General features: G+C 66.2%; 24 protein-coding genes. 12 read left to right on the forward strand and 12 right to left on the reverse strand.

What is annotated here, in order from left to right; translation table 11 throughout:
• Window positions 1-6: 6 nt before the first annotated feature.
• Window positions 7-771 carry an ABC transporter ATP-binding protein gene (locus QM748_RS03910; protein WP_415245741.1) on the forward strand — a complete coding sequence of 255 codons (765 nt, stop codon included), beginning with the start codon at window positions 7-9 and terminating at the stop codon, window positions 769-771.
• Here QM748_RS03910 and QM748_RS03915 read toward each other — a convergent pair.
• The 3 genes from QM748_RS03915 to QM748_RS03925 all read right to left on the reverse strand — a co-directional run bounded on the left by QM748_RS03915 (window position 764) and on the right by QM748_RS03925 (window position 4,112).
• Complete coding sequence (locus QM748_RS03915) at window positions 764-1,894, reverse strand: MFS transporter (protein WP_415248015.1); 1,131 nt, start codon at window positions 1,892-1,894, stop codon at window positions 764-766. The two genes, QM748_RS03910 and QM748_RS03915, sit on opposite strands and share 8 nt — an antisense overlap.
• 120 nt (window positions 1,895-2,014) lie before the next feature.
• A complete protein-coding gene (locus QM748_RS03920) occupies window positions 2,015-3,004 on the reverse strand; it encodes an HpcH/HpaI aldolase/citrate lyase family protein (RefSeq protein ID WP_415245742.1) in 990 nt (329 codons plus the stop codon).
• 118 nt (window positions 3,005-3,122) lie between these two features.
• A complete protein-coding gene (locus QM748_RS03925) occupies window positions 3,123-4,112 on the reverse strand; it encodes a malate dehydrogenase (RefSeq protein ID WP_415245743.1) in 990 nt (329 codons plus the stop codon).
• A 234-nt stretch (window positions 4,113-4,346) separates the two neighbouring features.
• Between QM748_RS03925 and QM748_RS03930 the strand changes: the two genes are divergently transcribed.
• The 11 genes from QM748_RS03930 (at window position 4,347) to zapE (ending at window position 17,001) form a co-directional block, all read left to right on the forward strand.
• Complete coding sequence (locus tag QM748_RS03930) at window positions 4,347-5,075, forward strand: GntR family transcriptional regulator (RefSeq protein ID WP_415245744.1); 729 nt, start codon at window positions 4,347-4,349, stop codon at window positions 5,073-5,075.
• Window positions 5,076-5,187: 112 nt separating this feature from the next.
• Window positions 5,188-5,577 carry a succinate dehydrogenase, cytochrome b556 subunit gene (sdhC, locus tag QM748_RS03935; RefSeq protein ID WP_415245745.1) on the forward strand — a complete coding sequence of 130 codons (390 nt, stop codon included), beginning with the start codon at window positions 5,188-5,190 and terminating at the stop codon, window positions 5,575-5,577.
• Window positions 5,571-5,918 carry a succinate dehydrogenase, hydrophobic membrane anchor protein gene (gene sdhD / locus QM748_RS03940; RefSeq protein WP_415245746.1) on the forward strand — a complete coding sequence of 116 codons (348 nt, stop codon included), beginning with the start codon at window positions 5,571-5,573 and terminating at the stop codon, window positions 5,916-5,918. The genes sdhC and sdhD overlap by 7 nt, the downstream gene beginning before the upstream one ends.
• Before the next feature lie 2 nt (window positions 5,919-5,920).
• On the forward strand, window positions 5,921-7,714 hold the full coding sequence (gene sdhA / locus QM748_RS03945; RefSeq protein WP_415245747.1) for a succinate dehydrogenase flavoprotein subunit: 1,794 nt from the start codon (window positions 5,921-5,923) through the stop codon (window positions 7,712-7,714).
• A 19-nt stretch (window positions 7,715-7,733) separates the two neighbouring features.
• A complete protein-coding gene (locus tag QM748_RS03950) occupies window positions 7,734-8,444 on the forward strand; it encodes a succinate dehydrogenase iron-sulfur subunit (protein WP_415245748.1) in 711 nt (236 codons plus the stop codon).
• Between the two features lie 15 nt (window positions 8,445-8,459).
• Window positions 8,460-8,696 (forward strand): succinate dehydrogenase assembly factor 2, encoded by a 237-nt coding sequence (locus QM748_RS03955; protein WP_415245749.1) that lies wholly within the window; start codon window positions 8,460-8,462, stop codon window positions 8,694-8,696.
• A 60-nt stretch (window positions 8,697-8,756) separates the two neighbouring features.
• A complete protein-coding gene (gltA, locus tag QM748_RS03960; RefSeq protein ID WP_415245750.1) occupies window positions 8,757-10,052 on the forward strand; it encodes a citrate synthase in 1,296 nt (431 codons plus the stop codon).
• 159 nt (window positions 10,053-10,211) lie between these two features.
• Window positions 10,212-13,061 (forward strand): 2-oxoglutarate dehydrogenase E1 component, encoded by a 2,850-nt coding sequence (locus tag QM748_RS03965; RefSeq protein WP_415245751.1) that lies wholly within the window; start codon window positions 10,212-10,214, stop codon window positions 13,059-13,061.
• A 38-nt stretch (window positions 13,062-13,099) separates the two neighbouring features.
• On the forward strand, window positions 13,100-14,296 hold the full coding sequence (gene odhB / locus QM748_RS03970; protein ID WP_415245752.1) for a 2-oxoglutarate dehydrogenase complex dihydrolipoyllysine-residue succinyltransferase: 1,197 nt from the start codon (window positions 13,100-13,102) through the stop codon (window positions 14,294-14,296).
• Between the two features lie 83 nt (window positions 14,297-14,379).
• Window positions 14,380-15,804, forward strand: a complete 1,425-nt coding sequence (gene lpdA / locus QM748_RS03975; protein ID WP_415245753.1) for a dihydrolipoyl dehydrogenase — start codon at window positions 14,380-14,382, stop codon at window positions 15,802-15,804.
• 84 nt (window positions 15,805-15,888) lie between these two features.
• The gene (zapE, locus tag QM748_RS03980; protein ID WP_415245754.1) at window positions 15,889-17,001 is read left to right on the forward strand and encodes a cell division protein ZapE; all 1,113 of its coding nucleotides are present in this window, start codon (window positions 15,889-15,891) and stop codon (window positions 16,999-17,001) included.
• 124 nt (window positions 17,002-17,125) lie between these two features.
• Here zapE and QM748_RS03985 read toward each other — a convergent pair whose 3' ends face one another.
• The 9 genes from QM748_RS03985 to gspG form a co-directional block, all read right to left on the reverse strand.
• Window positions 17,126-19,084 carry a PhoX family protein gene (locus QM748_RS03985; RefSeq protein ID WP_415245755.1) on the reverse strand — a complete coding sequence of 653 codons (1,959 nt, stop codon included), beginning with the start codon at window positions 19,082-19,084 and terminating at the stop codon, window positions 17,126-17,128.
• A gap of 129 nt (window positions 19,085-19,213) precedes the next feature.
• Entirely contained in the window at window positions 19,214-19,972 is a 759-nt protein-coding gene (gene gspN / locus QM748_RS03990) for a type II secretion system protein N (RefSeq protein WP_415245756.1), read from the reverse strand.
• Window positions 19,972-20,466, reverse strand: coding sequence for a type II secretion system protein GspM (gene gspM, locus QM748_RS03995; RefSeq protein WP_415245757.1), 495 nt, complete (start codon window positions 20,464-20,466; stop codon window positions 19,972-19,974). Before gspM ends, gspN begins: the two co-directional genes overlap by 1 nt.
• Window positions 20,467-20,550: 84 nt before the next feature.
• Window positions 20,551-21,870 carry a type II secretion system protein GspL gene (gene gspL, locus QM748_RS04000; protein WP_415245758.1) on the reverse strand — a complete coding sequence of 440 codons (1,320 nt, stop codon included), beginning with the start codon at window positions 21,868-21,870 and terminating at the stop codon, window positions 20,551-20,553.
• Complete coding sequence (gene gspK / locus QM748_RS04005; RefSeq protein WP_415245759.1) at window positions 21,867-22,790, reverse strand: type II secretion system minor pseudopilin GspK; 924 nt, start codon at window positions 22,788-22,790, stop codon at window positions 21,867-21,869. Before gspK ends, gspL begins: the two co-directional genes overlap by 4 nt.
• Window positions 22,777-23,352 carry a type II secretion system protein GspJ gene (locus QM748_RS04010; RefSeq protein ID WP_415245760.1) on the reverse strand — a complete coding sequence of 192 codons (576 nt, stop codon included), beginning with the start codon at window positions 23,350-23,352 and terminating at the stop codon, window positions 22,777-22,779. Before QM748_RS04010 ends, gspK begins: the two co-directional genes overlap by 14 nt.
• Window positions 23,349-23,726 (reverse strand): type II secretion system minor pseudopilin GspI, encoded by a 378-nt coding sequence (gspI, locus tag QM748_RS04015; RefSeq protein WP_415245761.1) that lies wholly within the window; start codon window positions 23,724-23,726, stop codon window positions 23,349-23,351. The genes QM748_RS04010 and gspI overlap by 4 nt, the downstream gene beginning before the upstream one ends.
• Window positions 23,723-24,211 carry a Tfp pilus assembly protein FimT/FimU gene (locus tag QM748_RS04020; RefSeq protein WP_415245762.1) on the reverse strand — a complete coding sequence of 163 codons (489 nt, stop codon included), beginning with the start codon at window positions 24,209-24,211 and terminating at the stop codon, window positions 23,723-23,725. The genes gspI and QM748_RS04020 overlap by 4 nt, the downstream gene beginning before the upstream one ends.
• Before the next feature lie 18 nt (window positions 24,212-24,229).
• The gene (gspG, locus tag QM748_RS04025) at window positions 24,230-24,718 is read right to left on the reverse strand and encodes a type II secretion system major pseudopilin GspG (RefSeq protein ID WP_415245763.1); all 489 of its coding nucleotides are present in this window, start codon (window positions 24,716-24,718) and stop codon (window positions 24,230-24,232) included.

The raw sequence follows: 24,718 nt of genomic DNA on the forward strand, positions 1-24,718 counted from the left end.
TTTTTCATGACCCAGCTAACCGTCGAAGACCTGCACAAGCGCTACGGCGATCATGAGGTGCTGAAGGGCGTGTCGCTGTCGGCCGAGGCTGGCGACGTGATCACCATCATCGGTTCGTCCGGTTCGGGCAAGAGTACCTTCCTGCGCTGCATCAACTTCCTCGAGCAGCCCGATGCGGGGCGCATCAGCGTCGCCGGCGAGGAGATCCGCCTAGTGCCGGGCAGGGACGGGCATCTGAAGGTGGCGGACGCTAAGCAACTGCAGCGTCTGCGCACCCGGCTGGCGATGGTGTTCCAGCACTTCAACCTGTGGGCGCACATGACCGTGCTGGAGAACGTCATCGAAGCGCCGGTGCATGTGCTCGGCGTGCCGAAGAAAGAGGCGCTCGAGCGGGCGATGGCCTATCTCGACAAGGTCGGCATCAGCCGTTTCAAGGACAGCTATCCGGCCCACCTGTCGGGCGGCCAGCAGCAGCGCGTGGCGATCGCGCGGGCGCTGGCGATGGAGCCGGCGGTGCTGCTGTTCGACGAGCCGACTTCGGCGCTCGACCCGGAGCTGGTCGGCGAGGTGCTGAAAGTCATGCGTGGCCTGGCCGAAGAGGGCCGCACCATGGTCGTGGTCACCCACGAAATGGGGTTTGCGCGCGAAGTTTCCAGCCAGGTGATGTTCCTGCACCAGGGCCTGGCGGAAGAAAGCGGGCCGCCTGCGCAGCTCTTCGGCCAGCCGAAGAGCGAGCGCCTGCGCCAGTTCCTGTCGGGCAATCTCAAGTAGGCAGGCGGCGCAGCCAGAGCGCGAGCGCGCCGGTGCCCAGCACGCAGGTCCCAAGCAGCGCGGCGAGGCCGGGCCAGTGTCCGGCCGTCCATGCGGTGCCGGCGAGGCTGCCGATGACGCTGGCGCCGAGGTAGTAGCTCGACAGGTATAGCGCCGAGGCCAGCGCGCGCCGTTCGCCCGCGCGCCGTCCGACCCAGCCGCTGGCGAGCGCGTGGGTGGCGAAGAAGCCGAAGGTGAACACCCCCACGCCGCTCACGATCAGCCACAGCGGCTGAGCGAGCGTCAGTGCCAGTCCGGCGCCCATCACCGCGACCATGCGCCACGTCGCTTTCTGCCGGCCGTGGCGCTCGGCCAGGCGTCCGCTCAGGGCCGAAGCCGAGGTGCCGACGAGGTAGAGCAGGAATACCGTGCCGATCGCGGTCTGGCCGAGCAGGTAGGGCGGTTCCTGCAGACGGAAGCCGAGGAAGTTGTACAGGCCGACGAAGGCGCCCATGGCGAGGAAGGCGATCAGGAACAGCCAGGGCAGGCCGGGGTCGCGATAGATTGCGAGCGTGTCGCGCAGGATGCGCGCCGGTCTGGCGGAGCGCGGCTGGAAGTGGCGCGAGTCGGCCAGGCGGCGCCAGAACACCAGCGCCGACAGCAGGCCGAAGGCACCGATCACGGCGAGTGCCGTGCGCCAGGAGCCGAGATCGGCCAGCAGCGCGGAGACGAAGCGTCCGCTCATGCCGCCCAGCGCATTGCCGGCGATGTAGAGCCCCATCGCGCGGGCCTGGGCGTTGGCGGCGACTTCCTCGCCGATGTAGGCCATCGCCGCCGCCGGCAGCCCGGCGATCACCGCGCCGAGCAGCGCGCGCAGCACCAGCAGCGAGCGGAAATCGGGCGCAAAGGCAGTTGCCAGCGCCAATACGGCGGCGATCATCAGCGCCCATTTCATGATCCGCTGCCGGCCGAAGCGGTCGGCCAGCACACTGCCCGGGATCAGCATCAGCGCGAGTCCGGCAGTGGTGGTCGACACGGTCAGGCTGGCGCTGGCGGCGCTGACACCGAATTCGGCGGAGAGCAGTGGCAATAGCGACTGGGTGCTATACACCAGCGCGAAAGTGGCGAAGCCGCCGACGAACATCGCCAGGTTGGCACGGCGGTAGGAGGGTGTGCCGGCCTCGAGATGCGTGGAGCCGGTGAAGTCCGGCTCCTTGTTCATCGACTGCATGGAGATGATCGAAATGCTCGTGTTGCAGTGGCTTCAGGCCGCGAAGAAACGATGCCGCGCATCGGCGGGCAGCTCCATGCCGGTATTGCGCGCGCGCTGCAGCAGTTCCCAGTAATAGCGGTAGGAGGCGCGGTCGTGCAGCCGGCCGCCGTGCTGGATCGGGCCCCAGTCGGCGTCCTGGGCCGCGATCAGGATCTGGGCGGCTTCCTCGACTTCGGAGAAATCCGGCTGCATCGCGGCGACGATCGGCAGGATCTGGTTGGGATGGATGCTCCACATGCGCAGGTAGCCGAACTCGCGGCGCGCACGTTCGGCGTCGTGGCGGATGACGGCGACGTCCTGCAGCTCGGTGGTGACGTTGTGCGAAGGCACGACGCCGTTGGCGAGCGCGGCGGCGGAGATTTCGGTCTTGGCGCGGGTGACCAGCGGGTGTTCGAACTGGCCAGGGCTCTTCATCGCGCTGCCGGGAATGGCGCCGTGATGGCCGGAGACGAAATCCATCAGGCCGAAATCGAGCGATTCGACGCCGTCGAGCGCGGCGATCTCCCAGGCTTCGCGCAGCGCGCCGTGGGTCTCGACCAGCACATGCACCGGCAATGCGCGTGTGCTGCCGCAATCGGCCTCGATGCGGCGCAGTTCCCCGATCTGGGCGGCGGCATCTGCGGCCGAGCGCACCTTGGGCAGGGTGATGAAGGCCAGCCGCTGGCCGGCGCCGCGCACCAGGATGTCGAGATCCTGCTGCCAGTGCGGGTGGGTGATGTCGTGGATGCGCGCGCCGACGCGGCCGAAGTGGTTTTCGGCGCCGTTCACCACGGCCACCACCATCTGCGCATGTTCGGCCTCGGCGCCGGCGCGGGCGCCGTCCTCGCAGTCGCAGGTGATGTCGAACACCGGGCCGAGCTCCTGCTGCAGCTTGAGCGCCTTGAGCATCAGCTTCTCGGCGCCGGCATAGTGGTCGACCGCGGGCAGGGCGGGGAAGGGCTTTTCACCGGCGAACAGGACATCGGCAGGGTGCAGGCGCATGCGGGTTCTCCTCGAAGGCGGTGCGGCTGGAAAATGAAAACGGCAGGTAAAACAAAAAGGGCCACGGATTCTACCCCGTGGCCCGCTGCAGACGCGGCCCGCAGGCCGCGTTGCGGTCTTACTTCAGCATGTCGGCAACGGCGGCACGCTCTTCTTCGAGTTCCTTCAGCGTGGCGTTGATCTTGCCTTGCGAGTACTCGTCGATTTCCAGGCCCTGGATGATCTTGAACTGGCCGTTCTTGGCTTCGCAGGGGAAGCCGAACACGACGCCTTCGGGGATGCCGTAGGAACCGTCGGACGGCACGCCCATGGTGACCCAGTCGTCCGAACCCAGCACCCAGTCGCGCACGTGGTCGATGGCGGCGTTGGCGGCCGAAGCGGCCGAGGACAGGCCGCGGGCTTCGATGATGGCAGCGCCGCGCTTGCCGACGGTGGGCAGGAAGACGTCGTTGTTCCAGGCGTGGTCGTTGATCAACGCCTTGACGCTGTCGCCGTTGGATTCGCAGAAGCGGTAGTCGGCGTACATCGACGGCGAGTGGTTGCCCCACACGACCATCTTCTTCAGCGACGACACCGGACGGCCCGACTTGGCAGCCAGTTGCGACAGCGCACGGTTGTGGTCCAGGCGCAGCATGCCGTGGTAGTTGTTCGGGTTGGTGCGGCCGACCTTGATCGCGGCCGAACGGGCGATGTAGGCGTTGGTGTTGCACGGGTTGCCGACGACCAGCACGCGCACGTCTTCCTTGGCGTTCTCGGCGATGGCCTTGCCCTGCACGGTGAAGATCGCGCCGTTGGCGGTCAGCAGGTCGGCACGTTCCATGCCGGGGCCGCGCGGACGGGCACCGACCAGCAGGCAGACGTCGGCATCCTTGAAGGCGACGTTGGGGTCATCGGTGGCGACCATGCCGGCCAGCAGCGGGAAGGCGCAGTCTTCCAGCTCCATCATCACACCCTTCACAGCCTTCTGGGCCTGGGGCAGGTCGAGCAGTTGCAGGATCACGGGCTGGTCCTTGCCCAGCATTTCACCGCTGGCGATGCGGAACAGCAGGCTGTAGCCGATCTGGCCGGCAGCGCCGGTGACTGCAACGCGCATGGGGGCTTTGCTCATGTGAATACTCCCTCTATAAAAGAAGACGGTCGGTGATGGTGGTATCGAGAATTCGTGCCTCGGTTGCACGGAGCGGTGAATTCTGGCACATCATGCCGGACATTCGTGCCGCATGCATCAAGGGCGCGGAGATACTAAGAAGAAATCCAAGGGCTGTCAAATCTTGTCTTATGTCTTATATAAGATATAAGACAAGCTATGGACGAGTCTTTTTTTTTGTGATCAAATGCGCGCATGTCCCGGGAAGCCCCAACTTTCAGCCCTCTCTATCGCCAGATCAAGACCCTGATTCTTCAGGCTCTCGAGTCCGGCGAGTGGCGGCCAGGCCAGGCGATTCCTAGCGAGCAGGAACTGGCGGCGCGCTTCAGCGTGTCCCAAGGCACCGTTCGCAAGGCGATCGATGAAATGGCTGCGGAGAACCTGCTCGTTCGCAAGCAGGGGAAAGGCACCTACGTTGCCTCGCACAATGATCCGAGGGCGCTGTTCCGATTCCTGCGCCTGGTGCCGATGGATGGCGACCTGTCGCAGCCGCAGAGTGTGCCGCTGGATTGCTGGCGTGCCAAGGCCGGCCAGGAGGCCTCGCGCATGCTGGGCATCGAGCCCGGTGCGCCGATCATCATCGTCCGCCGCCTGCTGAAGTTCTCGACCAAGCCGGTGGTGATCGACGAGATCTACCTGCCCGGAGAGATTTTCCAGGGCCTGACGTCGGAAGTCCTGCAAAGCTGGAACGGCTCCCTGTACAGCCTGTTCGAAACGCGTTTCGGCCTGCGCATGATCCGGGCACAGGAGCGCATCCGCGCCGTTGCTGCCGACCGCAATGCCAGCGAGGCGCTGAAGGTGGCGGAAGGCACGCCCTTGCTGTCGGTCGAGCGGGTTACCTATACCTACGGCGACAAGCCGGTCGAATGGCGGCGCGGACTGTATTCGACGGCGGAGCACTTTTATCTGAACGAGTTGAATTGACGTAATGACGTGCCGGGCGAGGGCGCTATAATTACGAATTACGTATAACGGTGTACGTATTTTCGAAGTCGACGACGGATTTTTTCGTCGTGCATGCAAGAGGGGAGTCTTCATGTCAGAAGTGACTGTACGCAAACAGCGGCCGAAGCACTTGGCCGTGAATCAGATCCGGCTGCCGCTGCCGGGTATCGTCTCGATCCTTCACCGGGTCAGCGGCGCGGGCCTTTTCCTGCTGCTGCCTTTCCTGCTGTTCCTGCTGGATCGCAGCCTCGGCTCGCCCGAGACCTTCGAGACCTTCAGCGCGGTGGTCGGGCATCCGCTGGTCAAGCTGCTGCTGCTGGGTCTGCTGTGGGCCTACATGCACCACTTCTGTGCCGGCATCCGCTTCCTGCTGCTCGACATGCACAAGGGAACGGATCTCCAGGCCGCGCGCAATTCGTCGCGCATCGTTCTGATCGTGAGCATCGCGCTCACCGTGATCATCGGGGTGAAACTATGGTGAAGCGTCAACCTGTCGGTGCGCACTACGGCCTGAAGGACTGGATTGCGCAGCGTGCCACTGCGGTCTTCATGGCCATCTACACGATCATCTTCGCGGTCTGTACGCTGACTCTGCCCGAGTTCAGCTACGAGGCCTGGAGCGGTCTGTATGCCGGCGGCCTGTTCCGCTTCCTGAGCTTCCTGTTCTTCCTGTCGCTGTTCTACCACGCCTGGATCGGCGTGCGCGACATCTGGATGGACTACGTGAAACCGACGGGCCTGCGCCTCGCGCTGCACCTCGTCACCCTTTTCCTGCTCATCGGCTATGCCGGCTGGGCGGCTCAGATCCTTTGGAGGCTGTAAGCGTGAACGTCGCCAAGCGTACCTTTGATGCAGTCATCGTCGGCGCGGGTGGTGCAGGCCTGCGCGCCGCCCTGCAATTGTCCGAAGCCGGCCTGAAGACGGCCGTGCTGACCAAGGTCTTCCCGACGCGCTCGCACACGGTTGCGGCGCAGGGCGGCGTGGCCGCCTCGCTGGGCAACACCACCGAGGACAACTGGCACTGGCACATGTACGACACCGTGAAGGGGTCGGACTGGCTGGGCGACCAGGACGCCATCGAGTTCATGGTGAAGAAGGCCAACGAGGTCGTCATCGAACTCGAACACTACGGCATGCCCTTCGACCGTACCGACAACGGCAAGATCTACCAGCGCCCGTTCGGTGGCCACTCGATGAACTACGGCCAGTCGCCGGTGATGCGTTCCTGTGCAGCCGCCGACCGTACCGGCCACGCCATGCTGCACGCGCTGTACCAGCGCAACGTGCGTGCCAACACCCAGTTCTTCGTCGAGTGGAACGCGCTCGACCTGATCCGCAACAGCGAAGGCGACGTGCTCGGCGTCACCGCGATCGAGATGGAAACCGGCGAGGTCTCCATCTTCCACGCCAAGGCGACGATTTTCGCCACCGGCGGCGCAGGCCGCATCTTCTACAGCTCCACCAACGCCTTCATCAACACCGGCGACGGCGTGGGCATGGCCGCGCGCGCCGGCATCCCGCTGGAAGACATGGAGTTCTGGCAGTTCCACCCGACCGGCGTGGCCGGTGCGGGCGTGCTGATCACCGAAGGCGTGCGCGGCGAAGGCGGCATCCTGCGCAACGACTCCGGCGAGCGCTTCATGGAACGCTATGCGCCCAACCTGAAGGATCTGGCCTCGCGCGACGTCGTCTCGCGCTCGATGGTGACCGAGATCAACGAAGGCCGCGGCTGCGGTCCGGACAAGGATCACGTGCTGCTCGACATCACCCACCTGTCGCCCGAGACCATCATGAAGCGCCTGCCCGGCATTCGCGAGATCTCGATCCAGTTCGCCGGCGTGGACCCGATCAAGGCGCCGATTCCGGTCGTGCCGACCTGCCACTACCAGATGGGCGGCATTCCGACCAACTACAAGGGCCAGGTCGTGGTGCCGAAGGACGGCAACCCGAACGTGCCGGTGCCGGGCTTCTACGCCGCTGGCGAATGCGCCTGCGCCTCGGTGCACGGCGCCAACCGCCTGGGCACCAACTCGCTGCTCGACCTGCTGGTGTTCGGCAAGTCGGCTGGCGAGACCGTGGTCGAGGACTTCAAGGCCGGCAACCTGACGCTGAAGCCGCTGCCGGCCGACGCCGCCGACATGTCGCTGGCGCGCATCGCCCGTCTCGAGAACCAGAAGAACGGCACCGACGTGCATGAAGTGCGCCTCGCCATGCAGCGCACGATGCAGAAGCACGCCGGCGTGTTCCGCTTCAACGATCTGCTGACCGAAGGCGTCACCCGCATCCTCGAAGTGGCCGAGCAGTCGCTGCACACCGAGATCGGCGACAAGTCGAAGGTGTGGAACACCGCCCGTACCGAGGCGCTGGAACTGGACAACCTGATCGAAGTCGCCAAGGCGACCATGATCTCGGCCGAGGCGCGCAAGGAATCGCGCGGCGCCCACGTCCGCGACGACGCACCGGACACCGCAGAGAACCCCAACGGCCGCGACGACAAGAACTGGCTCAAGCACACGCTGTGGTACCGCGACGGCAACCGCCTCGACTACAAGCCGGTGAACCTGAAGCCGCTGTCCGACGACGTGGAACCCATCGCGCTCGCCAAGCGCACCTACTGAGCGCGGGAGAACAGACAACATGAGCAAGCGTACCGTTCATTTCAAGATCTATCGCTACGATCCGGACAAGGACGAGAAGCCCTACATGCAGGACATCTCGGTCGAGCTGGAGGCTTCCGACAAGAAGCTGCTCGACGCCATCGTCCGCCTCAAGACCAAGGACGACACCCTGTCGTTCCGCCGCTCCTGCCGCGAGGGCGTATGCGGTTCGGATGCGATGAACATCAACGGCAAGAACGGCCTGGCCTGCCTGACCGATGTCGACAGCCTGCAGCAGCCGATCACGCTGCGCCCGCTGCCCGGCCTGCCGGTCATCCGCGACCTGATCGTCGACATGACGCAGTTCTTCAAGCAGTACCACTCGATCAAGCCCTACCTGATCGACAACGACCCGCCGCCCGAGCGCGAGCGCCTGCAGTCGCCGGACGACCGCGAGGAGCTCAACGGCCTGTACGAGTGCATCCTGTGCGCGTGCTGCTCGACCTCCTGCCCGTCGTTCTGGTGGAACCCGGACAAGTTCGTCGGTCCGGCCGGCCTGCTTGCGGCCTATCGCTTCCTGGCCGACACCCGTGACCAGGACACCAATGCGCGTCTCGACAACCTCGAGGACCCGTACCGTCTGTTCCGCTGCCACTCCATCATGAACTGTGTCAACGTCTGTCCGAAGGGTCTGAATCCGACCCGCGCGATCGGCAAGATCAAGGATATGATGGTCCGTCGCGCGGTCTGAGGACGAGGTCGGCACATGAGCATGAACAGGGGGCGTGTCCGCTGGCAGTGTCGTCGGGCCTTGCTCGAGCTGGATCTTGTGTTCGAGCGCTTCCTGGAGCGGCATTTCGATCGTCTCAGCGACGATCAGATAGCGGATCTGGACGACCTGCTGCGTTGTGAAGACCATGACCTCTGGGCCATGGTCAATGGCAGCAAGGCATGTGAGAAGGACCGCTGGAAGGAGATGATCGGCCTGCTGCGTCAGCCCTGAAGCAGCAGGTATGATCACGATACGACAAGCAGTTAAACCGGCTAGTAGAAGGGACAATCTATGAGCACTGAACGCACTGCAACGCTGACCGTCGATGGCAAGACCGTCGAATTCCCGGTGATGACCGGCACCCATGGCAACGATGTCATCGACATCCGCACCCTGGGCGCCAAGACGGGTTTGTTCACCTACGATTCTGGTTTCCTGTTGACTGCGAGTTGCAAGTCGAACATCACCTTCATCGATGGCGACAAGGGTGAACTGCTGTATCGCGGCTATCCGATCGAGCAACTGGCCGACAACTGCAACTTCCTCGAAGTCGCTTATCTGCTGAAGAACGGCGAGCTGCCCAACGCACAGCAGAAGACCGACTTCGAAAGCATCATCAAGAATCACACGATGCTGCACGACCAGATGACCAAGTTCTACTCGGGCTTCCGCCGCGATGCACACCCGATGGCGGTCATGGTCGGCGTGGTCGGCGCGCTGTCGGCCTTCTACCATGACGCGATGGACTTTTCCGACGCGGCACACCGCAACATCTCGATCAACCGCCTGATCGCCAAGCTGCCCACCATCGTTGCGATGGCCTACAAGTACAACAGCGGCCAGCCGTTCATGTACCCGCGCAACGACCTCGACTACACCGCCAACTTCATGCACATGATGTTCGGTACGCCGTGCGAGAAGTACGAGCCGAACCCGGTGCTGGTGCGTGCGCTCGACGTCATCTTCACGCTGCACGCCGATCACGAGCAGAACGCCTCGACCTCGACCGTGCGTCTGGCCGGCTCCTCGGGCGCCAACCCCTTCGCCTGCGTCTCGGCCGGTATCGCCTGCCTGTGGGGCCCGGCTCACGGCGGCGCCAACGAGGCCTGCCTGAACATGCTGGAAGAAATCGGCGACGTCTCGCGCGTCGGCGAGTACATCAAGCGTGCCAAGGACAAGAACGACAGCTTCAAGCTGATGGGCTTCGGCCACCGCGTCTACAAGAACTTCGACCCGCGCGCCAAGCTGATGGGCAAGGTCTGCGCCGACGTGCTGGCCGAGCTGGGCCTGGAGAACGACCGTCTGTTCAAGCTCGCCAAGGAGCTCGAGAGGATCGCGCTGGAAGACGAGTACTTCGTCGAGAAGAAGCTCTATCCGAACGTGGATTTCTACTCGGGCATCGTGCAGAAGGCGCTTGGCATCCCGACCACCATGTTCACCTGCATCTTCGCCCTGGCGCGGACGGTGGGCTGGATCACCCAGTGGGAAGAGATGATCACCGATCCGGAATACAAGATCGGCCGCCCGCGCCAGCTCTACACCGGCGCAGCTCGGCGCGACGTACCGGCGATCGCACAGCGTCCGTAAGAGACGATGGAGAGGGGAGGGAGACATCGCCGAACCTGACGAACAGCGGGGTGAACGTGCGCGCGCGTTCATCCCGTTTTTCCATCCGGCCTGCGTTTCTCCGACTACCGCTTGACCTGCAAGCAGCGCAACAGTACAGAAAATACAGGTGGCTTTCACATGATGAAGCAACTCGAACAGACCTCGCACTTGTTCGGCTCGAACGCGCCGTTCATCGAAGAACAGTACGAGAACTACCTTGCCGATCCGAGTTCGGTTTCGGATGAATGGCGCAATTATTTCGACCAGCTGCAGAGCCAGCCTGGCGCCGTGGCGCGCGACGTCGCGCACGGCCCGGTGATCGCGGCCTTCGAGCAGATGGCCAAGCGCGGCCCGGTCCGCACCGTCGTCGCCGGTGACGGCGAGGACAAGCAGCAGGTCTCGGTGCTGCAACTGATCAACGCCTACCGCTTCCTGGGCAATCGCTGGGCCAACCTCGATCCGCTCAAGCGCACCGAGCGGCCGCAGATCGCCGAACTCGAGCCGTCCTACTACGGCTTCACGGAAGCCGACCTGTCGAAGACCTTCAACGTCGGCTCCTTCCACGGCTTCTCGACCGAGCGCGCCAGCCTGCGCGAGATCCTCGAAGCCCTGCGCCAGACCTACTGCAGCTCGATCGGCTCGGAGTACATGTACATCTCCGACATCACGCAGAAGCGCTGGATCCAGAGCCGTCTGGAGAGCGTGCGCGGCACGCCCAAGTTCTCCGTCGAGATCAAGAAGCGCATCCTCGAACGGACCACGGCTGCCGAAACGCTCGAACGCTACCTGCATACCCGCTACGTCGGCCAGAAGCGCTTCTCGCTTGAAGGCGGCGAGAGCGCCATCGTCGCGATGGACGAGATCGTGCGTGTGGGCGGCAGCCTGGGCGTGGCCGAAACCGTGATCGGCATGGCCCACCGTGGCCGCCTCAACGTGCTGGTCAACACCCTGGGCAAGTCGCCGTCGATGCTGTTCTCGGAGTTCGAGGGCAAGGCCGCTGCCGACCTCACCGCGGGTGACGTCAAGTACCACATGGGCTTCTCCAGTGACGTCATGACGCCGGGCGGCCCGATGCACCTGACGCTGGCCTTCAACCCGTCCCACCTGGAAATCATCAACCCGGTGGTGGCAGGCTCGGTCTATGCGCGCCAGATTCGCCGCGGCGACGCCGAGAAGGGCCAGGTCCTGCCGGTGCTGATCCACGGCGACGCCGCCGTTGCCGGCCAGGGCGTCAACCAGGAAATGCTGAACTTCTCGCAGACCCGCGGCTACGGCACGGGCGGGACGATGCACATCGTCGTCAACAACCAGATCGGCTTCACCACTTCAGATCCGCGCGACTACCGCTCTTCGCTGTACTGCACCGACATCTTCAAGATGGTCGAAGCGCCGATCTTCCACGTCAATGGCGACGATCCGGAAGCAGTGGCCTTCGTCACCGCGCTGGCGGTCGAATTCCGCCAGGAATTCAAGAAGGACGTGGTCGTCGATATCGTCTGCTTCCGCAAGCTCGGCCACAACGAGCAGGACGAGCCGATGGTCACCCAGCCGCTGATGTACCGCAACATCCAGAAGCACCCGGGCACCCGCAAGCTCTACGCCGACCGCCTGGTGGCCGAAGGCAGCATTGGCGCCGACGAACCGGAGAAGATGATCGCCGAGTACCGCGAGCACCTGGACCGCGGCGAGCTGCTGTACAACCCGGTGCTGTCGGGCCACAACCGCCAGTTCTCGGTGGACTGGACGCCCTTCCTGAAGCAGCCCTATACCGACGCCTCCGAGACCGCCATTCCGGTACAGGAGATCAAGCGTCTCGGCGAACGCCTGAGCACCGTGCCCGAAGGCTTCGCGCTGCATTCGCGGGTCAAGAAGATCATCGACGACCGTGCGGCGATGGCGCGTGGCGAATTGCCGCTCGACTGGGGCATGGGCGAGAACCTGGCCTACGCCAGCCTGCTCGCGCAGGGTTATGGCGTGCGCATCTCCGGTGAGGACGTCAACCGCGGCACCTTCTTCCACCGCCATGCGGCGCTGCACGACCAGAAGCGCGAGCGCTGGGACGAGGGCACCTACAAGCCGCTGGATTACATCCAGGACGGCCAGGCCCGCTTTCAGTGCTACGACTCCGTGCTGTCCGAAGAGGCGCTGCTGGCCTTCGAATACGGCTACTCGACCACCGAACCGAACGAGCTCGTCGTCTGGGAAGCCCAGTTCGGCGACTTCGTGAACGGTGCCCAGGTCGTCATCGACCAGTTCATCAGCTCGGGCGAAGCCAAGTGGGGCCGCCTGTCGGGTCTGGTGATGATGCTGCCGCACGGCTACGAAGGGCAGGGCCCGGAGCACTCGTCGGCCCGTCCCGAGCGCTTCATCAGCCTCGCGGCCGAGAACAACTGGCAGATTGCGGTGCCGACGACGCCGGCCCAGGTCTTCCACCTGCTGCGCCGCCAGATGGTGCGCCGCCTGCGCAAGCCGCTGATCATCATCACGCCGAAGTCGCTGCTGCGCCACAAGGAAGCGATCTCGTCGATGGACGAACTGGCCAACGGCCACTTCCAGACGGTGATCCCGGAAGTCGAGAACCTCGACCCGAAGAAGGTCAAGCGCGTGGTGCTGTGCCAGGGCAAGATCTACTACGAACTGCTGGCACACCGCCGCGACAACAACATCACCGATACCGCGCTGGTGCGTGTCGAACAGCTGTATCCCTTCCCGGCGGAAGCCTTCGCCAAGGCGATCGAGCAGTTCCCGAACGCCAAGGAAGTGGTCTGGTGCCAGGAAGAGCCGCGCAACCAGGGGGCCTGGTACTGGCTCGCTTCGCGTCAGCATCTGGTCAATGTGCTCGGCAAGCGCAAGCTGCTGCTCGTCAGCCGTCCGGCTTCGGCTTCGCCGGCGGTGGGCTACTACGCCAAGCACAACGAGCAGCAGAAGGCCGTCATCGAGCACGCCTTCGGCCCGATCCGCGACACCACGCCGCAGTCGCCGAACTGATGTCCCAGAACCGATAGAACGAATAGGGAGATAACTCCATGCTGATCGAAGTGAAAGTACCGCAGCTTTCCGAATCCGTTTCCGAAGCCACCCTCGTGTCCTGGCACAAGAAGGCAGGTGATGCCGTCTCGCGCGACGAGAACCTGATCGACATCGAGACCGACAAGGTCGTGCTCGAAACGCCGGCGCCGGCCGACGGCGTGCTGGTCGAGATCATCAAGAACAACGGCAACACCGTGACCTCGGGCGAACTGATCGCCCGCATCGACACCGAGGCCAAGGCTGCCGCCGGTGCCGCGCCTGCCGCCGAGCCGGTGCCGGCCGTGACCGCGCCGCCTGCTGCCGCTGCAGGCTCGTCGGCCGCCGGTGCCGCGAGCCCGGCCGCACGCAAGATCCTCGACGAGAAGGGCATCGCCGCTGCCGACGTCGCCGGTAGCGGCCGTGGCGGCCGCGTCACCAAGGGCGACGCCGTCGCTGCCCAGCCGAAGGCCGCTGCCGCTGCGCCTGCGCCCGCGGTGATCGCCGCCGTCGGCGACCGTCCGGAAGAGCGCGTGCCGATGACCCGCCTGCGCGCCCGCATCGCCGAGCGCCTGATCCAGTCGAAGAACGAAAACGCCATTCTGACCACGTTCAATGAAGTGAACATGGCGCCGGTGATGGCACTGCGCAAGCAGTACGGCGACAAGTTCGAGAAGGCGCACGGCGTGCGCCTGGGCTTCATGGGCTTCTTCGTCAAGGCTGCCGTGGCCGCGCTGAAGAAGTACCCGATCCTGAACGCCTCGGTCGACGGCAATGACATCGTCTACCACGGCTACATCGACATCGGCATCGCGGTCGGTTCGCCGCGCGGCCTGGTGGTGCCGATCCTGCGCAACGCCGAATCGATGTCGATCGCCGACATCGAACTCAAGATCGCCGAGTTCGGCCAGAAGGCCAAGGACGGCAAGCTGTCGCTCGACGACCTCTCCGGCGGCACCTTCTCGATCTCCAACGGCGGCGTGTTCGGCTCGATGATGTCGACCCCGATCATCAACCCGCCGCAATCGGCGATCCTCGGCATCCACGCCACCAAGGATCGTCCGGTGGCCGAGAACGGCCAGGTCGTGATCCGCCCGATCAACTATCTGGCGATGTCCTACGACCACCGCATCATCGACGGCCGCGAAGCCGTGCTGGGTCTGGTGACGATGAAGGAAGCGCTGGAAGATCCGGCCCGCCTGATCCTCGACGTCTAAACCATCCGAACCGGGGCGCGTTCCGCCGCAGGGTCTTCACCCGCGCGGCGGGGCAGCGCCCCGTTTTTCTGCAGGAGAGATGAATGTCCCAAGAATTCGACGTCCTCGTCATCGGCGGCGGCCCCGGCGGTTATGTCGCGGCCATCCGCGCGGCCCAGCTCGGCTTCAAGACCGCGTGCTGCGAATCCAACCCCTATGCCGACCCCAAGGGCGAACCCCGCCTGGGCGGCACCTGCCTGAACGTCGGCTGCATTCCGTCCAAGGCGCTGCTGCACACCTCGCACCTGTTCGAGGAAGCCGGCCACGGCTTCGAGAGCCAGGGCATCAGCGTCGGCACGCCCAAGATCGACGTCGAGAAGATGATCGCGCGCAAGAGCGGCATCGTCAACCAGCTCACCGGCGGCATCAAGGGCCTGTTCAAGAAGAACAAGGTCACGCTGCTGAACGGCCACGGCGCTTTCGCCGGCAGGGGCGACGCCGGCTGGCACGTCAAGGTCGGCGAGGAGCTGATCGTCGCCAAGCAGGTCATCGTCGCCACTGGTTCGGCGCCGCGCCACCTGCCGGGCATCCCGGTCGACAACAAGATCGTCTGCGACAACGTCGGCGCGCTCGACATCGATGCCGTGCCGAAGAAGCTCGCCGTGATCGGCGCCGGCGTGATCGGCCTGGAAATGGGTTCGGTGTGGCGCCGCGTCGGTGCGGACGTCACCGTGCTCGAAGCCATGCCCGACTTCCTTGCCGCTGCCGACCAGGACGTCGCCAAGGAAGCACTGAAGGTCTTCACCAAGCAAGGCCTCAAGATCAAGCTCGGTGTGCAGATCGGCGAGGTCAAGGTCGGCAAGAAGGGCGTCACGATCAACTACAAGGACAAGGACGGCGCCGACCAGAAGCTCGAAGCCGACCGCCTGATCGTGTCGGTCGGCCGCGTGCCGAACACCGCCGGCCTGAACCCGGAAGCCGTCGGCCTCAAGATCACCGAGCGCGGCATGATCGAAGTCGACGACCACTGCCGCACCAACCTGCCCGGCGTGTGGGCGGTGGGCGACGTGGTGCGCGGCCCGATGCTGGCGCACAAGGCGATGGAAGAGGCGGTGATGGTCGCCGAACTGATGGCGGGCCAGGCCGGCCACTGCAATTTCGACACCGTGCCGTGGGTCATCTACACCAGCCCCGAGATCGCCTGGGTCGGCAAGACCGAGCAGCAGCTCAAGGCCGCGGGCGTCGCCTACAAGGTCGGCAAGATCCCCTTCCTCGCCAACGGCCGTGCGCTCGGCATGGGCGACCCGACCGGCTTCGTCAAGATGCTGGCCGACGCCAACACCGACCGCATCCTCGGTGTGCACATCATCGGCGCCAACGCCTCGGAGCTGATCTCCGAAGCCGTGGTGGCGATGGAGTTCGCCGGCTGCAGCGAAGACCTGGCGCGCATCTGCCATGCCCACCCGACGCTGTCGGAAGTGGTGCACGAAGCAGCGCTGGCCTGCGACAAGCGCCCGCTGCACTTCTGATCGCGGCGTAGCACCACGAGGGGTGAGACGCGGGGGCTGCCTCGCACTCACCCCTTTTCCCGTCAAGCTCTCCCGGTTTCACCCATGCCCCATCGCACCCTCAACGTCCCCGAGCGCGGGATGATCGACGCCTACGAGGCCCAGCTCAAGGCGCGCGGCTTCAAGTCCGATCCCGCCCAGCGCGGCGCGGTGCAGCGCCTGCAGCAGCTCTACACCGAACTGGTGGGCTTCAAGGCCGCCCGCAGCGGTACGCTGCGCAAGCTGTTCGCGCGGCCGAAGTTGCCGCGCAGCGTGTATTTCTGGGGTGGCGTGGGGCGCGGCAAGAGCTTCCTGATGGACTGCTTCTTCGACTGCGTGCCCTACCAGCGCAAGCGCCGCGTGCATTTCCACGCCTTCATGCAGGAAGTGCAGAACGACCTCAAGCGCTTCAATAACGAGCCCGACCCGCTGCAGAAGGTCGCCGACCGCATCGCCGCGCAAACCCGCCTGCTGTGCTTCGACGAATTCCACGTCTCGGACATTGCCGATGCGATGATCCTCGGCCGTCTGCTCGAAGCGCTGTTCACCCGCGGCGTCATCTTCGTGATGACCACCAACTACCCGCCCGACGGCCTGTATCCGAACGGCCTGATGCGGGTCAATTTCCTGCCGACGATCGAGTTCATCAAGAAGAACTTCGACGTCCTCGAAGTCGATGACGGCACCGACTACCGCCTGCGCACGCTGGAAGCGCTGGAAATCTTCCTGGTGCCGCACGATGCCTCCGCCGAGCGCAAGCTCGAAGAGGATTTCGTCCGCCTTGCCGGCGGTCAGGGCGAGACCGGCGAAGTCGAGATCCTCGAGCGCAAGCTCAAGGTGGTGCGCAAGGCGCCGGGCGTGATCTGGTTCGACTTCGACACCCTGTGCCGCGGCGCGCGCTCGCAGAACGACTACCTCGAAATCGCGCGCGAACACCACACGCTGCTGCTGTCCCGGGTGCCGAAGATGTCGCCTGGCGAGGCGTCCGAGGCCAGGCGCCTGACCTGGCTGATCGACGTGCTCTACGACCATCGCGTCAAGCTCATCGTCAGCGCAGAGGCGCCGGCCTACGAACTGTATACCGAAGGCCAGAACGCGCACGAGTTCGTCCGCACCGTCAGCCGCCTGATCGAGATGCGCACGCGCGACTATCTGGCCGAGGCGCACCGGGTCGAGTAGGGAGGGGCGCAGCAGCAAGCTGGGTCGCATACGGAAACGCCCGGATCTTGCGATACGGGCGTTTTCTTTGCAGAGCGCGAATCCGTTGGCTACCGGCCAGCCGCCAGATTCGCGCGGTGCAGCCTCAGCTGCCGATCACGCCGCCGTCATCCTTGGTGATGATGATGGTCGCCGAGCGCGGTATCGAGCTGCCGCCCGCCGGCCAGTGGCTGTCGCCGTCCTCGCCCGGATGCTGGATGTTGATGAACATCGTCTTGCCGTCCGGGGTGAAGGTCTGGCCGGTCACCTCGCATTCCTTCGGGCCGACGAAGAAGCGGCGGATTTCCTTGCTGACCGGATCGGCGCACAGCATCTGGTTGTTGCCCTGGCCTGCGTATTCGCCGCTGTTGCTGTAGTTGCCGTCGGTCTCGATCCACAGCCGGCCGCCCGGGCCGAAGCCGAGGCCGTCGGGGCTGTTGAAGGTGTTGTCGGCGGTGACGTTGGCCGAGCCGGACTTCAGCTCGCTGCGGTCGGTGTATTTCACCGGGTTGCCGGCGAGCACGAAGATGTTCCATTCGAAGCTGGTCGCCTTCGGATCGTTGCCGGCTTCGCGCCAGCGCACGATCTGGCCGTAGCGGTTCTGCGCGCGCGGGTTGGCTTCGTCGGTGGTGCTGCGGCCGGAGTTGTTCGTCAGTGTGACATAGACTTCGCCGCTGTCCGGATGCACCGCGACCCATTCGGGGCGGTCCATCTTGGTCGCGCCGACCGCGTCGCCGGCGAGGCGGGCGTGGATCAGCACTTCGGCCTGGCTGGCGAAACCGGTCAGTTCCGGCGTGGCATTGCGGTCGAGCAGCACCCATTCGCCGTCGCCCATGAAGTCGCCGCTGACCGCACCGGCCTTGAATTTGGCGACATAGAGCTTGCCCGAATCGAGCAGGTTGGCATTGTTGCGGTGGTCGCCGGCCACGTACTTGCCGTCCGAGACGAACTTGTAGATGTAGTCGTCCGCCTGGTCGTCACCCATATAGACCACCACGGTGCCGTCCGCGGCGATTCGGTGGGCGGCGTTCTCGTGCTTGATGCGGCCCAGCGCGGTGCGCTTCTTCGGCGTCGATTCGGCATCGAAGGGGTCGATTTCCACGATCCAGCCGAAGCGGTTGCATTCGTTCGGCTCCTTCTTGTAGTCGAAGCGGTCGTGGAACAGCTCCCAGCCGTAGGCGGTGGCGCCGGAGGACAGGCCGTAGCGCCTCTGCGCGGCGCTGCGGCCGTCGCCGGCGATGGTGGTGCCGAAGTAGGTGTTGAAGTTTTCCTCGCAGGCGAGGTAGGTGCCCCACGGCGTCCAGCCGTTGCCGCAGTTGTTGAAAGTGCCGAGCGCGAGGGTGCCGCTGGGGTCGGCGCTGGTTTGCAGCAGCGCGTTGCCGGCAGCCGGGCCGGTGAGTTTCATCGGCGTGGCGGCGGTGATGCGGCGGTTGTAGCGCGAGCCGAGCTTGATTTCCCACTTGCCGGCGGCGTTTTTGGCGATGTGGATCACCGACACGCCGTGGGCGTTGATCGCCTTGTTGGCCTGGTCGAGCGTGGTGATGGTGGTGTCCTGGGTGCCGAACAGCCAGGTGTAGGTCGCGGCGCCGCTGGTGGTGACGTATTCGTGGTTCATCACCAGCAGGCCTTCGTCGCTGTTGCCTTCGGTCAGCGGGAAGAAGTGCATGCCGTCGTGGTTGTCGCCGACCTGGCGGGCCTGGGCGGCGGCATCGTCGAGGCCGTTCTGCCATGCCGGGTCGCCGGCGAACAGCGGCGTGCCCCAGGGCGCGAACACGGTGGCGGTATAGCCGGCGGCAATGCGCACGTCGTCGCCGGTGAAGACCGTAATTGCCTGGAAGCCGAGCAGGGGGCCCGGCTCCCGAGGCGTCTCGGTGATTTCGTCGTCATCATCGTCGTCACCGCCGTTACAGGCTGACAGCGAGCCGGCCATGAAAACGGCGGCCGACAGCCCCAGGCCGCTCTTCAGGAAGCCGCGGCGGCTGACGGCGCGTTCGACGACGGCCTGGAAGTGCTCGTTGTCGGAAGTGTTGCTCGGCAGGTCTTCGAGCATTTCAAGCTTGTTCATTGGCTTCGTTTCTCCAGGTTGGGGTCCAGCGAGCGGGGATTCTCGTCACGCTGCGTTACGGCACGGTGACGTTTTCCTTACCGGTGCGTGTTGCGGCTGCCGCGCGGGCCTGGACTGACACGTCTGCCGTCACCAGGTGAAGCTCAGGGTGCCGTCCGCTGCAGGGCGGGCGAGATCGGCGGTCATCGCACCGATCTGGCGTACCAGCTCGCGTTCGCCTCCTAGGGTGACTTCGCCCTTGCTCCGCCGATTGCCTGTCACTTCGACCCTGCCGCTGGCCGTCAGACGGTTGTGTTCGTTGCCGGCGAGTCCGATCCTCAGGGCGCCGGCGCCGGCATCGGCGTCGAGTGTGTAGCTTCCCAGACGCGCATCCGGCAGTACCTCGAGCGACAAGGCGTCCACCGAGAACCGCAGCCGACCGTCGCAGGCGAGCGCCCAGCTGCAATGTTCCAGGCTGCCGTCGGCGCGAAGCCTGCCGCTCCAGCCGAGGCGGGCGGCAGGATGAGGCAGGGTCCGCATCAGTGGAGCCAGCGGCAGGCCGGTACCGGGGAGTTCGAGGCCGAAGCCTCGTATCGAGACGGACAGCCTGGCGGGGGGCTGGCCGTCGATCGCGAGCGCCAGCACGAGCAGCCCCCGCCATGACTCGCCGAAGTCAACGCGCCAGGCGATGTCGGCCCAGGGGTGGAAATTGCCAGCCTCGCGCTCGACCAGCAGCCCGCTGCCGCGCCACAGCGTGCCCTCGCTGGAGCCCAGCCGGATGCGGCCTTCGCTCACGCGCTCCAGGCCGCGGTCCAGCAGCGAAGCCGGTGCGCAGGCGATGGCGAAGCCCAGCACCATCCCCGCCAGGCACAGCGCACGGATGGTCGGGGAAATCGCCAGGGCCCGCATCAGTGCGTGCTGCCGTCGCGATCGAGCACGGCGGTGTAGCGGCTGCCCGCTGCACCGTCGAACTGCATTTCCGCGACCCGCAGGCCGTACTCGGCGTGGATTTCTCCCAGCCAGGGCAGCAGCCGGGGGAGAGGGCCGTGGCCAGCGATATGGAAAGCCTGGTCGCCGCTGGCTTCGATGTCGACTTCCAGGCCATGCGAGGCGGCGCTGGCGTTCAGCACTGCGGCATCGGCAGCCGCGAGCGTGCGCGGCGCCTGGCGCAGGCGGGCGAGTTCGGCCGCATCGCCTTCCATGCGGGCGAGGCCTGCGGTGAGCAGCGGAAGCTGGCGGTCCAGGCGTGCGCGCTCGGCAAGCAGGCCTTCGGCACCGAGCAGCAAGGCGGCGGTCAGGACGACGGCGAATGCGGCGCGCAGCGCACGCCGTTCACGGAGAGACAGGCGCTGCGCGAGCGTGCGGCAGCGTTCGGCGACAGCGGAGTTCGTCAGCATCTTCATGGCGGCGTGGGCAGAATCCGGTTGAGGGCAGGCTTTCGTGGCGGAAATCGAGGTGCGAATGGAGGCCGTTGATGTGGGGCGGAATCAGCGTGCTGGAGACAGCAGCAGCCGGCCGCCGGCTTCCGCCTGCACATGGAAGCCGCGCCGGGTGAGGGCGGCGGCGGGCGAGGCTGGATTCGGCGCCGCCGGCAGCTCGGCGCTCAGGCGCTGTTCGCGGTAGCTGAAGACGGTGGGCAGGCTGCCGGTGGTCTCGACGACGGCGCCGAGCATCGACAGCATGTCGTCTTCGGCCAGTTCTCCCCGGATGCGGCGCGCATCGCGCAGTGCGCGCTGAAGCTGGCGTTCCGGCGCGACGGCGGGCATGCCGGGCAGGGCGCCGGCAAACACCCGTGCCTGGCGTTGCTCCAGCCGGGCGAGCTCGGTCCGGTCGGCGAACAGGCTGGCAATCGTGGCGATGCCGGCCAGTGCCAAGGCGCCAGCGGCGGTGAGGGCAGGCCAGCGCAGCCGGGTCCACAAGCCGGCGCCAGGACCGGCCTTGGGCGCGAAGCCGCCGTGCAGCAGCGTATGCGCCCGTGCGCTGCGTGCCCATACCGTAGCGAAATCGATGGGCTGCATGCCGACGCCGGTGCGTCGGGCAAGGGTGTCGCAACAGGCCGGCGGCAGCGGCGGCACGAAAGCGAGCTCGATACGCTGCGGCATGCGGCTGCCCGGGTCGGCAAGGGCGAGGGCCAGCAAATCGGCGATCGCCGCCGTCCGCCCGCCGTCGCTGCTGCCGTTCTTTTCATCCTCGCCGCTTTCAGGCTCTCCATCCTCGTCAGCGGAGTCAAGGCCGGGAGGCGGCAGATCGATGGCGATCGTGTCGCCGCCGCCAGTGCGCAACGCCATGCCGCGGCCGTCGCCGCTTGCCAGTTGCCAGCATTCGGCGCTGGCCGCGAGGCAGTCGAAGATGCTCACCGCGCGTTGCAAGGGCCGCTCGAGGGCGTCGAACTGGGCGCAGATCTGGCGCAGGCGGGCGGCATCGATCACCAGCAGCTCGAGTCGCCGTGCAGCCGGATTGATGCTGCCATGCGTCGCATCGCCTGGACTTTCACTGGTCGCGGCGCCGCTGCCCGAGGATTCGGCGATGACGGTGACGTGCTCGTGGTCAACGTCGCGCGCCAGCCGGGCTTCGAGCGCATAGGCGATCAGCGCCGGGCGGTCCTTGCGCTTGCCCGGCGGCACGGTGACGCTCAGCAGCCGGGTCTGGGCGCCGTCGAGGATGGCGACGTGTTCGTCCGCCGCCGGCCAGTGCCTGGGGGCGCTGCGGCCGTGCTGGCTGCTGCCGTCGCGCGTGTGCAGGCGCCACTCGCATTCGGGTATGCGCGGCCAGTGTTCGGGGATCAGCAGGGTGAGGCGGGACTTCATTCGTAGCGGTACCAGAGAAGAGTCGGCCAGTTCCGTTCGCGGTCGAGCAGCGCATGCAGGCGGGTCACGGCCTCGCCGTAGGCGGCGTGGATGTCGACGCGGAAGTAGCGGCTGCGTACGTCGAGCACTTCGCCTCCGGGCGGCACCGCGCCTTCGCCGAGGCGGGCGCGGAAATCGCCGGGATTGCGGTACCAGATGCGTTCGCGCTTGGCGGCGAGCAGGCGGGCCTGGTCGAGCGGAAGCCCTTCGACGACCGCGGCGAGCACTTCCGGCGTGGCGGTGTTGGCGTTGATCGGCGCGCCGGCGGGAAATGCGGCGAGATGGGGCGCCAGCGCGGTGACGATTTCGGCATCGAAACCCGGCAGGCGCAGAAGCTCATCGACGGCAGTCAGTAGCGGGCCGTATCTGACTGCCGTTTTACCGGCCGGTGTGGCGGCTGTTGGTGTGCGCAGATAGGTGTCGATCGCCTGCACCAGCCGCGCAGCGCTGCCCGCATCGCCGAGGACGAAGATGAACAGCCGTTCGCAATGTGTCCGTGCGGCCCCGTGCAGGCGCCGCGAGGGGTGCAGCGCATTGAGATCGAAGCGTCCCGACAGCTCGCTGATGTGGCCGCCGATGATGCCTGCGGCGGGGTCGCCGTCGATCGGCGTCGGCGGAATCCGGATCGCCCAGGCTTCGCCCGGGTGGTCGCTGCTGCTGTTGCGTCCGTCCTGCGCCAGCACGCTGCGCGCCCAGTCCACCGCGCCGAGGGCGAGCTGGCGCGACTGGGCCTGCTCGTGGCGGCCGGCGTGGATGTCGTAGGCGTGGCCGAAATCGGCGAGCGCAGCCGCCGCCAGCATCGCTGCCAGGCTGGTTGCCAGCAGGGCGAGGATGATGGCGGCGCCGCGCTGGCGTTTGCGCAGTCGCTCAGCGCAGCGCATAGGTCCGCACCAGGGTGCCGGCATCGGGCAGGTCCAGCTCCAGTGTGACCGCGGCGGGAAGCGGCGGCGCGGCGGGATCGTCCCGCAGCGGCCAGCTTTCGTGCCAGCGGCCCTCGTGCAGGAAGCGCCAGTGCACGGCATCGACGTCGCCCAGCAGCGTCAGCCGCTCGGGCGTGGAGCCGGAAGCATTGCCGTCCCATAGCCACCATTCGAGCCTGCGATCCGCGAGTGCAAGGCCGGCGCGAGTTGGCAAACCGTCCTGTCCGGCGAGGGGGGTGAAATGCAGCATGGCAGCGACGCCCGAAGGGCTGCCCGCCGCGCCATCGGCGTCCAGCCGCAGAGCGCCGGGGGCCGGCACGATCTGCTGCAATTCGTTGCCGATGCGATGGGCAGCGTTGGAAATTGCGTTCCAGCGTTCGAACTCGGCACCGAGATGCTGGCGCGCATCGGCAAGCTGGCTGGTGGCTTTCCAGGTCAGCACGCCCAGCACCGCGAACACGGCCAGGGCGACCATCACTTCGATCAGGGTCAGGCCGCGTTGTGCGGCGGTCGCGGTCTTCATCGCGGCGGCCTCACGGCGAAGCCGGCCATGTTTGCCAGCGGGGTGCCGTCGGCAGCGTGAACCTCGACTTTCACGCGGCGGAACAGCGGATTCGGCGTGCCGCTGACCGTTTCGGTCCAGCGGTAGCGCTGTCTTCCCATCATGCTGTCCCCGCGGCGCTGGCCGACGGCCGGCCAGGCCTGGCCGGCGCGCAGTTCGGCGAGGCGGTTTTCCGCCACCCAGGCCGCCAGCGTGTGCTCGCGCAGGCTGCCGGCAGCCGCGACGGTGCCGCCCATCGCGCGTGTCGCAGCGGTCAGCGCGAGGGCGACGATGGCGAGCGCGACCAGGGTTTCGAGCAATGTGAAGCCGGCGGCGGGATGTCTCATCGCGTTCATGCCGGCGGCCGTGCGGTGCCGTGCCGCACGCGGCCGGTGATGTCGCCGTCGAGCGTGTGCAGCGTGTTGCCGTGACGCAGTTGAAGGCGGTAGCTTGGCGGCCGGCTGCCGAAGACGATGCGGTGGTGCAGTGGCGAGGCGAGGGCGCGCTTGCCGTCGATGTACAGGCCTGCCCAGTCGAGGCCTTCGGGCAATCGTCTCGGTGCCAGCAGCGTATCGGTCTCCAGCGCGCGCCATTCGCCGTGGCGGTCGAGCTCGGCGAAGCGGTAGCCGTCGGCATCGAATTCGAGCGCCAGCCGATGGCCGCGGATTTCGGCGCGCGCGGCGGCGGTTTCCAGCGCGCGGCGCAGGTGCTCGACGGCCGCCTGCGGATCGTGCGCGCGCACGCTGTCGACCATCAGGCCGACGCCGCTGGCCGCGATGCCGAGCACCAGCAGCGTCACCATCAGTTCGACCAGCGTGAAGCCGTGCTGCTGCCTGGACATGGTTCGGGGCCGGCGTGCTCAGGGTTGCCAGGAGCCGATGTCGGCATCGAAGCCTTCGCCGCCGCTGCGGCCGTCCGCGCCCAGGCTCATGACGTCGACTTCGCCGTTGATGCCGGGGTTGAGGTACTGGTAGGGGTTGCCCCAGGGGTCGGCCGGCAGGCGTTCGACATAGGGTTTCCAGTTGTCCGGCAACGGCGCGATGGTCGGCCGCAGGACCAGCGCGTTCAGCCCTTGTTCGGTGCTCGGGTAGCGGCGGTTGTCGAGCTTGTAGAGCTTCAGCGCCTGCATCAGCGAGGCGATGTCCTGGCGGGCGGCGACGACGCGCGCTTCGTCCGGCCGGCTCATGACCCGCGGCACCACCAGCGCGGCGAGCACGCCGAGGATGACGATCACGATCATGACTTCGATCAGCGTGAAGCCGCGTGGTAAGTGCTCGCGGCGGAAAGGCAGGGCGGACGGGCGGCGCGGGATTGAAATGGCGGCAGGACTTGGGGTGGCGATGGACAT

This window comes from Thauera sp. (assembly GCF_047601425.1).
Classification (GTDB): Bacteria; Pseudomonadota; Gammaproteobacteria; order Burkholderiales; family Rhodocyclaceae; genus Thauera.

What these genes read in the sequence shown, in the direction of transcription:
- QM748_RS03910 (WP_415245741.1), top strand. Translation starts at nt 7, where the DNA reads ATGACCCAGCTAACCGTCGAAGACCTGCACAAGCGCTACGGCGATCAT.
- QM748_RS03915 (WP_415248015.1), bottom strand. Translation starts at nt 1,894, where the DNA reads ATGTTCGTCGGCGGCTTCGCCACTTTCGCGCTGGTGTATAGCACCCAG.
- QM748_RS03920 (WP_415245742.1), bottom strand. Translation starts at nt 3,004, where the DNA reads ATGCGCCTGCACCCTGCCGATGTCCTGTTCGCCGGTGAAAAGCCCTTC.
- QM748_RS03925 (WP_415245743.1), bottom strand. Translation starts at nt 4,112, where the DNA reads ATGAGCAAAGCCCCCATGCGCGTTGCAGTCACCGGCGCTGCCGGCCAG.
- QM748_RS03930 (WP_415245744.1), top strand. Translation starts at nt 4,347, where the DNA reads ATGTCCCGGGAAGCCCCAACTTTCAGCCCTCTCTATCGCCAGATCAAG.
- sdhC (WP_415245745.1), top strand. Translation starts at nt 5,188, where the DNA reads ATGTCAGAAGTGACTGTACGCAAACAGCGGCCGAAGCACTTGGCCGTG.
- sdhD (WP_415245746.1), top strand. Translation starts at nt 5,571, where the DNA reads ATGGTGAAGCGTCAACCTGTCGGTGCGCACTACGGCCTGAAGGACTGG.
- QM748_RS03950 (WP_415245748.1), top strand. Translation starts at nt 7,734, where the DNA reads ATGAGCAAGCGTACCGTTCATTTCAAGATCTATCGCTACGATCCGGAC.
- QM748_RS03955 (WP_415245749.1), top strand. Translation starts at nt 8,460, where the DNA reads ATGAGCATGAACAGGGGGCGTGTCCGCTGGCAGTGTCGTCGGGCCTTG.
- gltA (WP_415245750.1), top strand. Translation starts at nt 8,757, where the DNA reads ATGAGCACTGAACGCACTGCAACGCTGACCGTCGATGGCAAGACCGTC.
- QM748_RS03965 (WP_415245751.1), top strand. Translation starts at nt 10,212, where the DNA reads ATGATGAAGCAACTCGAACAGACCTCGCACTTGTTCGGCTCGAACGCG.
- odhB (WP_415245752.1), top strand. Translation starts at nt 13,100, where the DNA reads ATGCTGATCGAAGTGAAAGTACCGCAGCTTTCCGAATCCGTTTCCGAA.
- lpdA (WP_415245753.1), top strand. Translation starts at nt 14,380, where the DNA reads ATGTCCCAAGAATTCGACGTCCTCGTCATCGGCGGCGGCCCCGGCGGT.
- zapE (WP_415245754.1), top strand. Translation starts at nt 15,889, where the DNA reads ATGCCCCATCGCACCCTCAACGTCCCCGAGCGCGGGATGATCGACGCC.
- QM748_RS03985 (WP_415245755.1), bottom strand. Translation starts at nt 19,084, where the DNA reads ATGAACAAGCTTGAAATGCTCGAAGACCTGCCGAGCAACACTTCCGAC.
- gspN (WP_415245756.1), bottom strand. Translation starts at nt 19,972, where the DNA reads ATGCGGGCCCTGGCGATTTCCCCGACCATCCGTGCGCTGTGCCTGGCG.
- gspM (WP_415245757.1), bottom strand. Translation starts at nt 20,466, where the DNA reads ATGAAGATGCTGACGAACTCCGCTGTCGCCGAACGCTGCCGCACGCTC.
- gspL (WP_415245758.1), bottom strand. Translation starts at nt 21,870, where the DNA reads ATGAAGTCCCGCCTCACCCTGCTGATCCCCGAACACTGGCCGCGCATA.
- gspK (WP_415245759.1), bottom strand. Translation starts at nt 22,790, where the DNA reads ATGCGCTGCGCTGAGCGACTGCGCAAACGCCAGCGCGGCGCCGCCATC.
- QM748_RS04010 (WP_415245760.1), bottom strand. Translation starts at nt 23,352, where the DNA reads ATGAAGACCGCGACCGCCGCACAACGCGGCCTGACCCTGATCGAAGTG.
- gspI (WP_415245761.1), bottom strand. Translation starts at nt 23,726, where the DNA reads ATGAACGCGATGAGACATCCCGCCGCCGGCTTCACATTGCTCGAAACC.
- QM748_RS04020 (WP_415245762.1), bottom strand. Translation starts at nt 24,211, where the DNA reads ATGTCCAGGCAGCAGCACGGCTTCACGCTGGTCGAACTGATGGTGACG.
- gspG (WP_415245763.1), bottom strand. Translation starts at nt 24,718, where the DNA reads ATGTCCATCGCCACCCCAAGTCCTGCCGCCATTTCAATCCCGCGCCGC.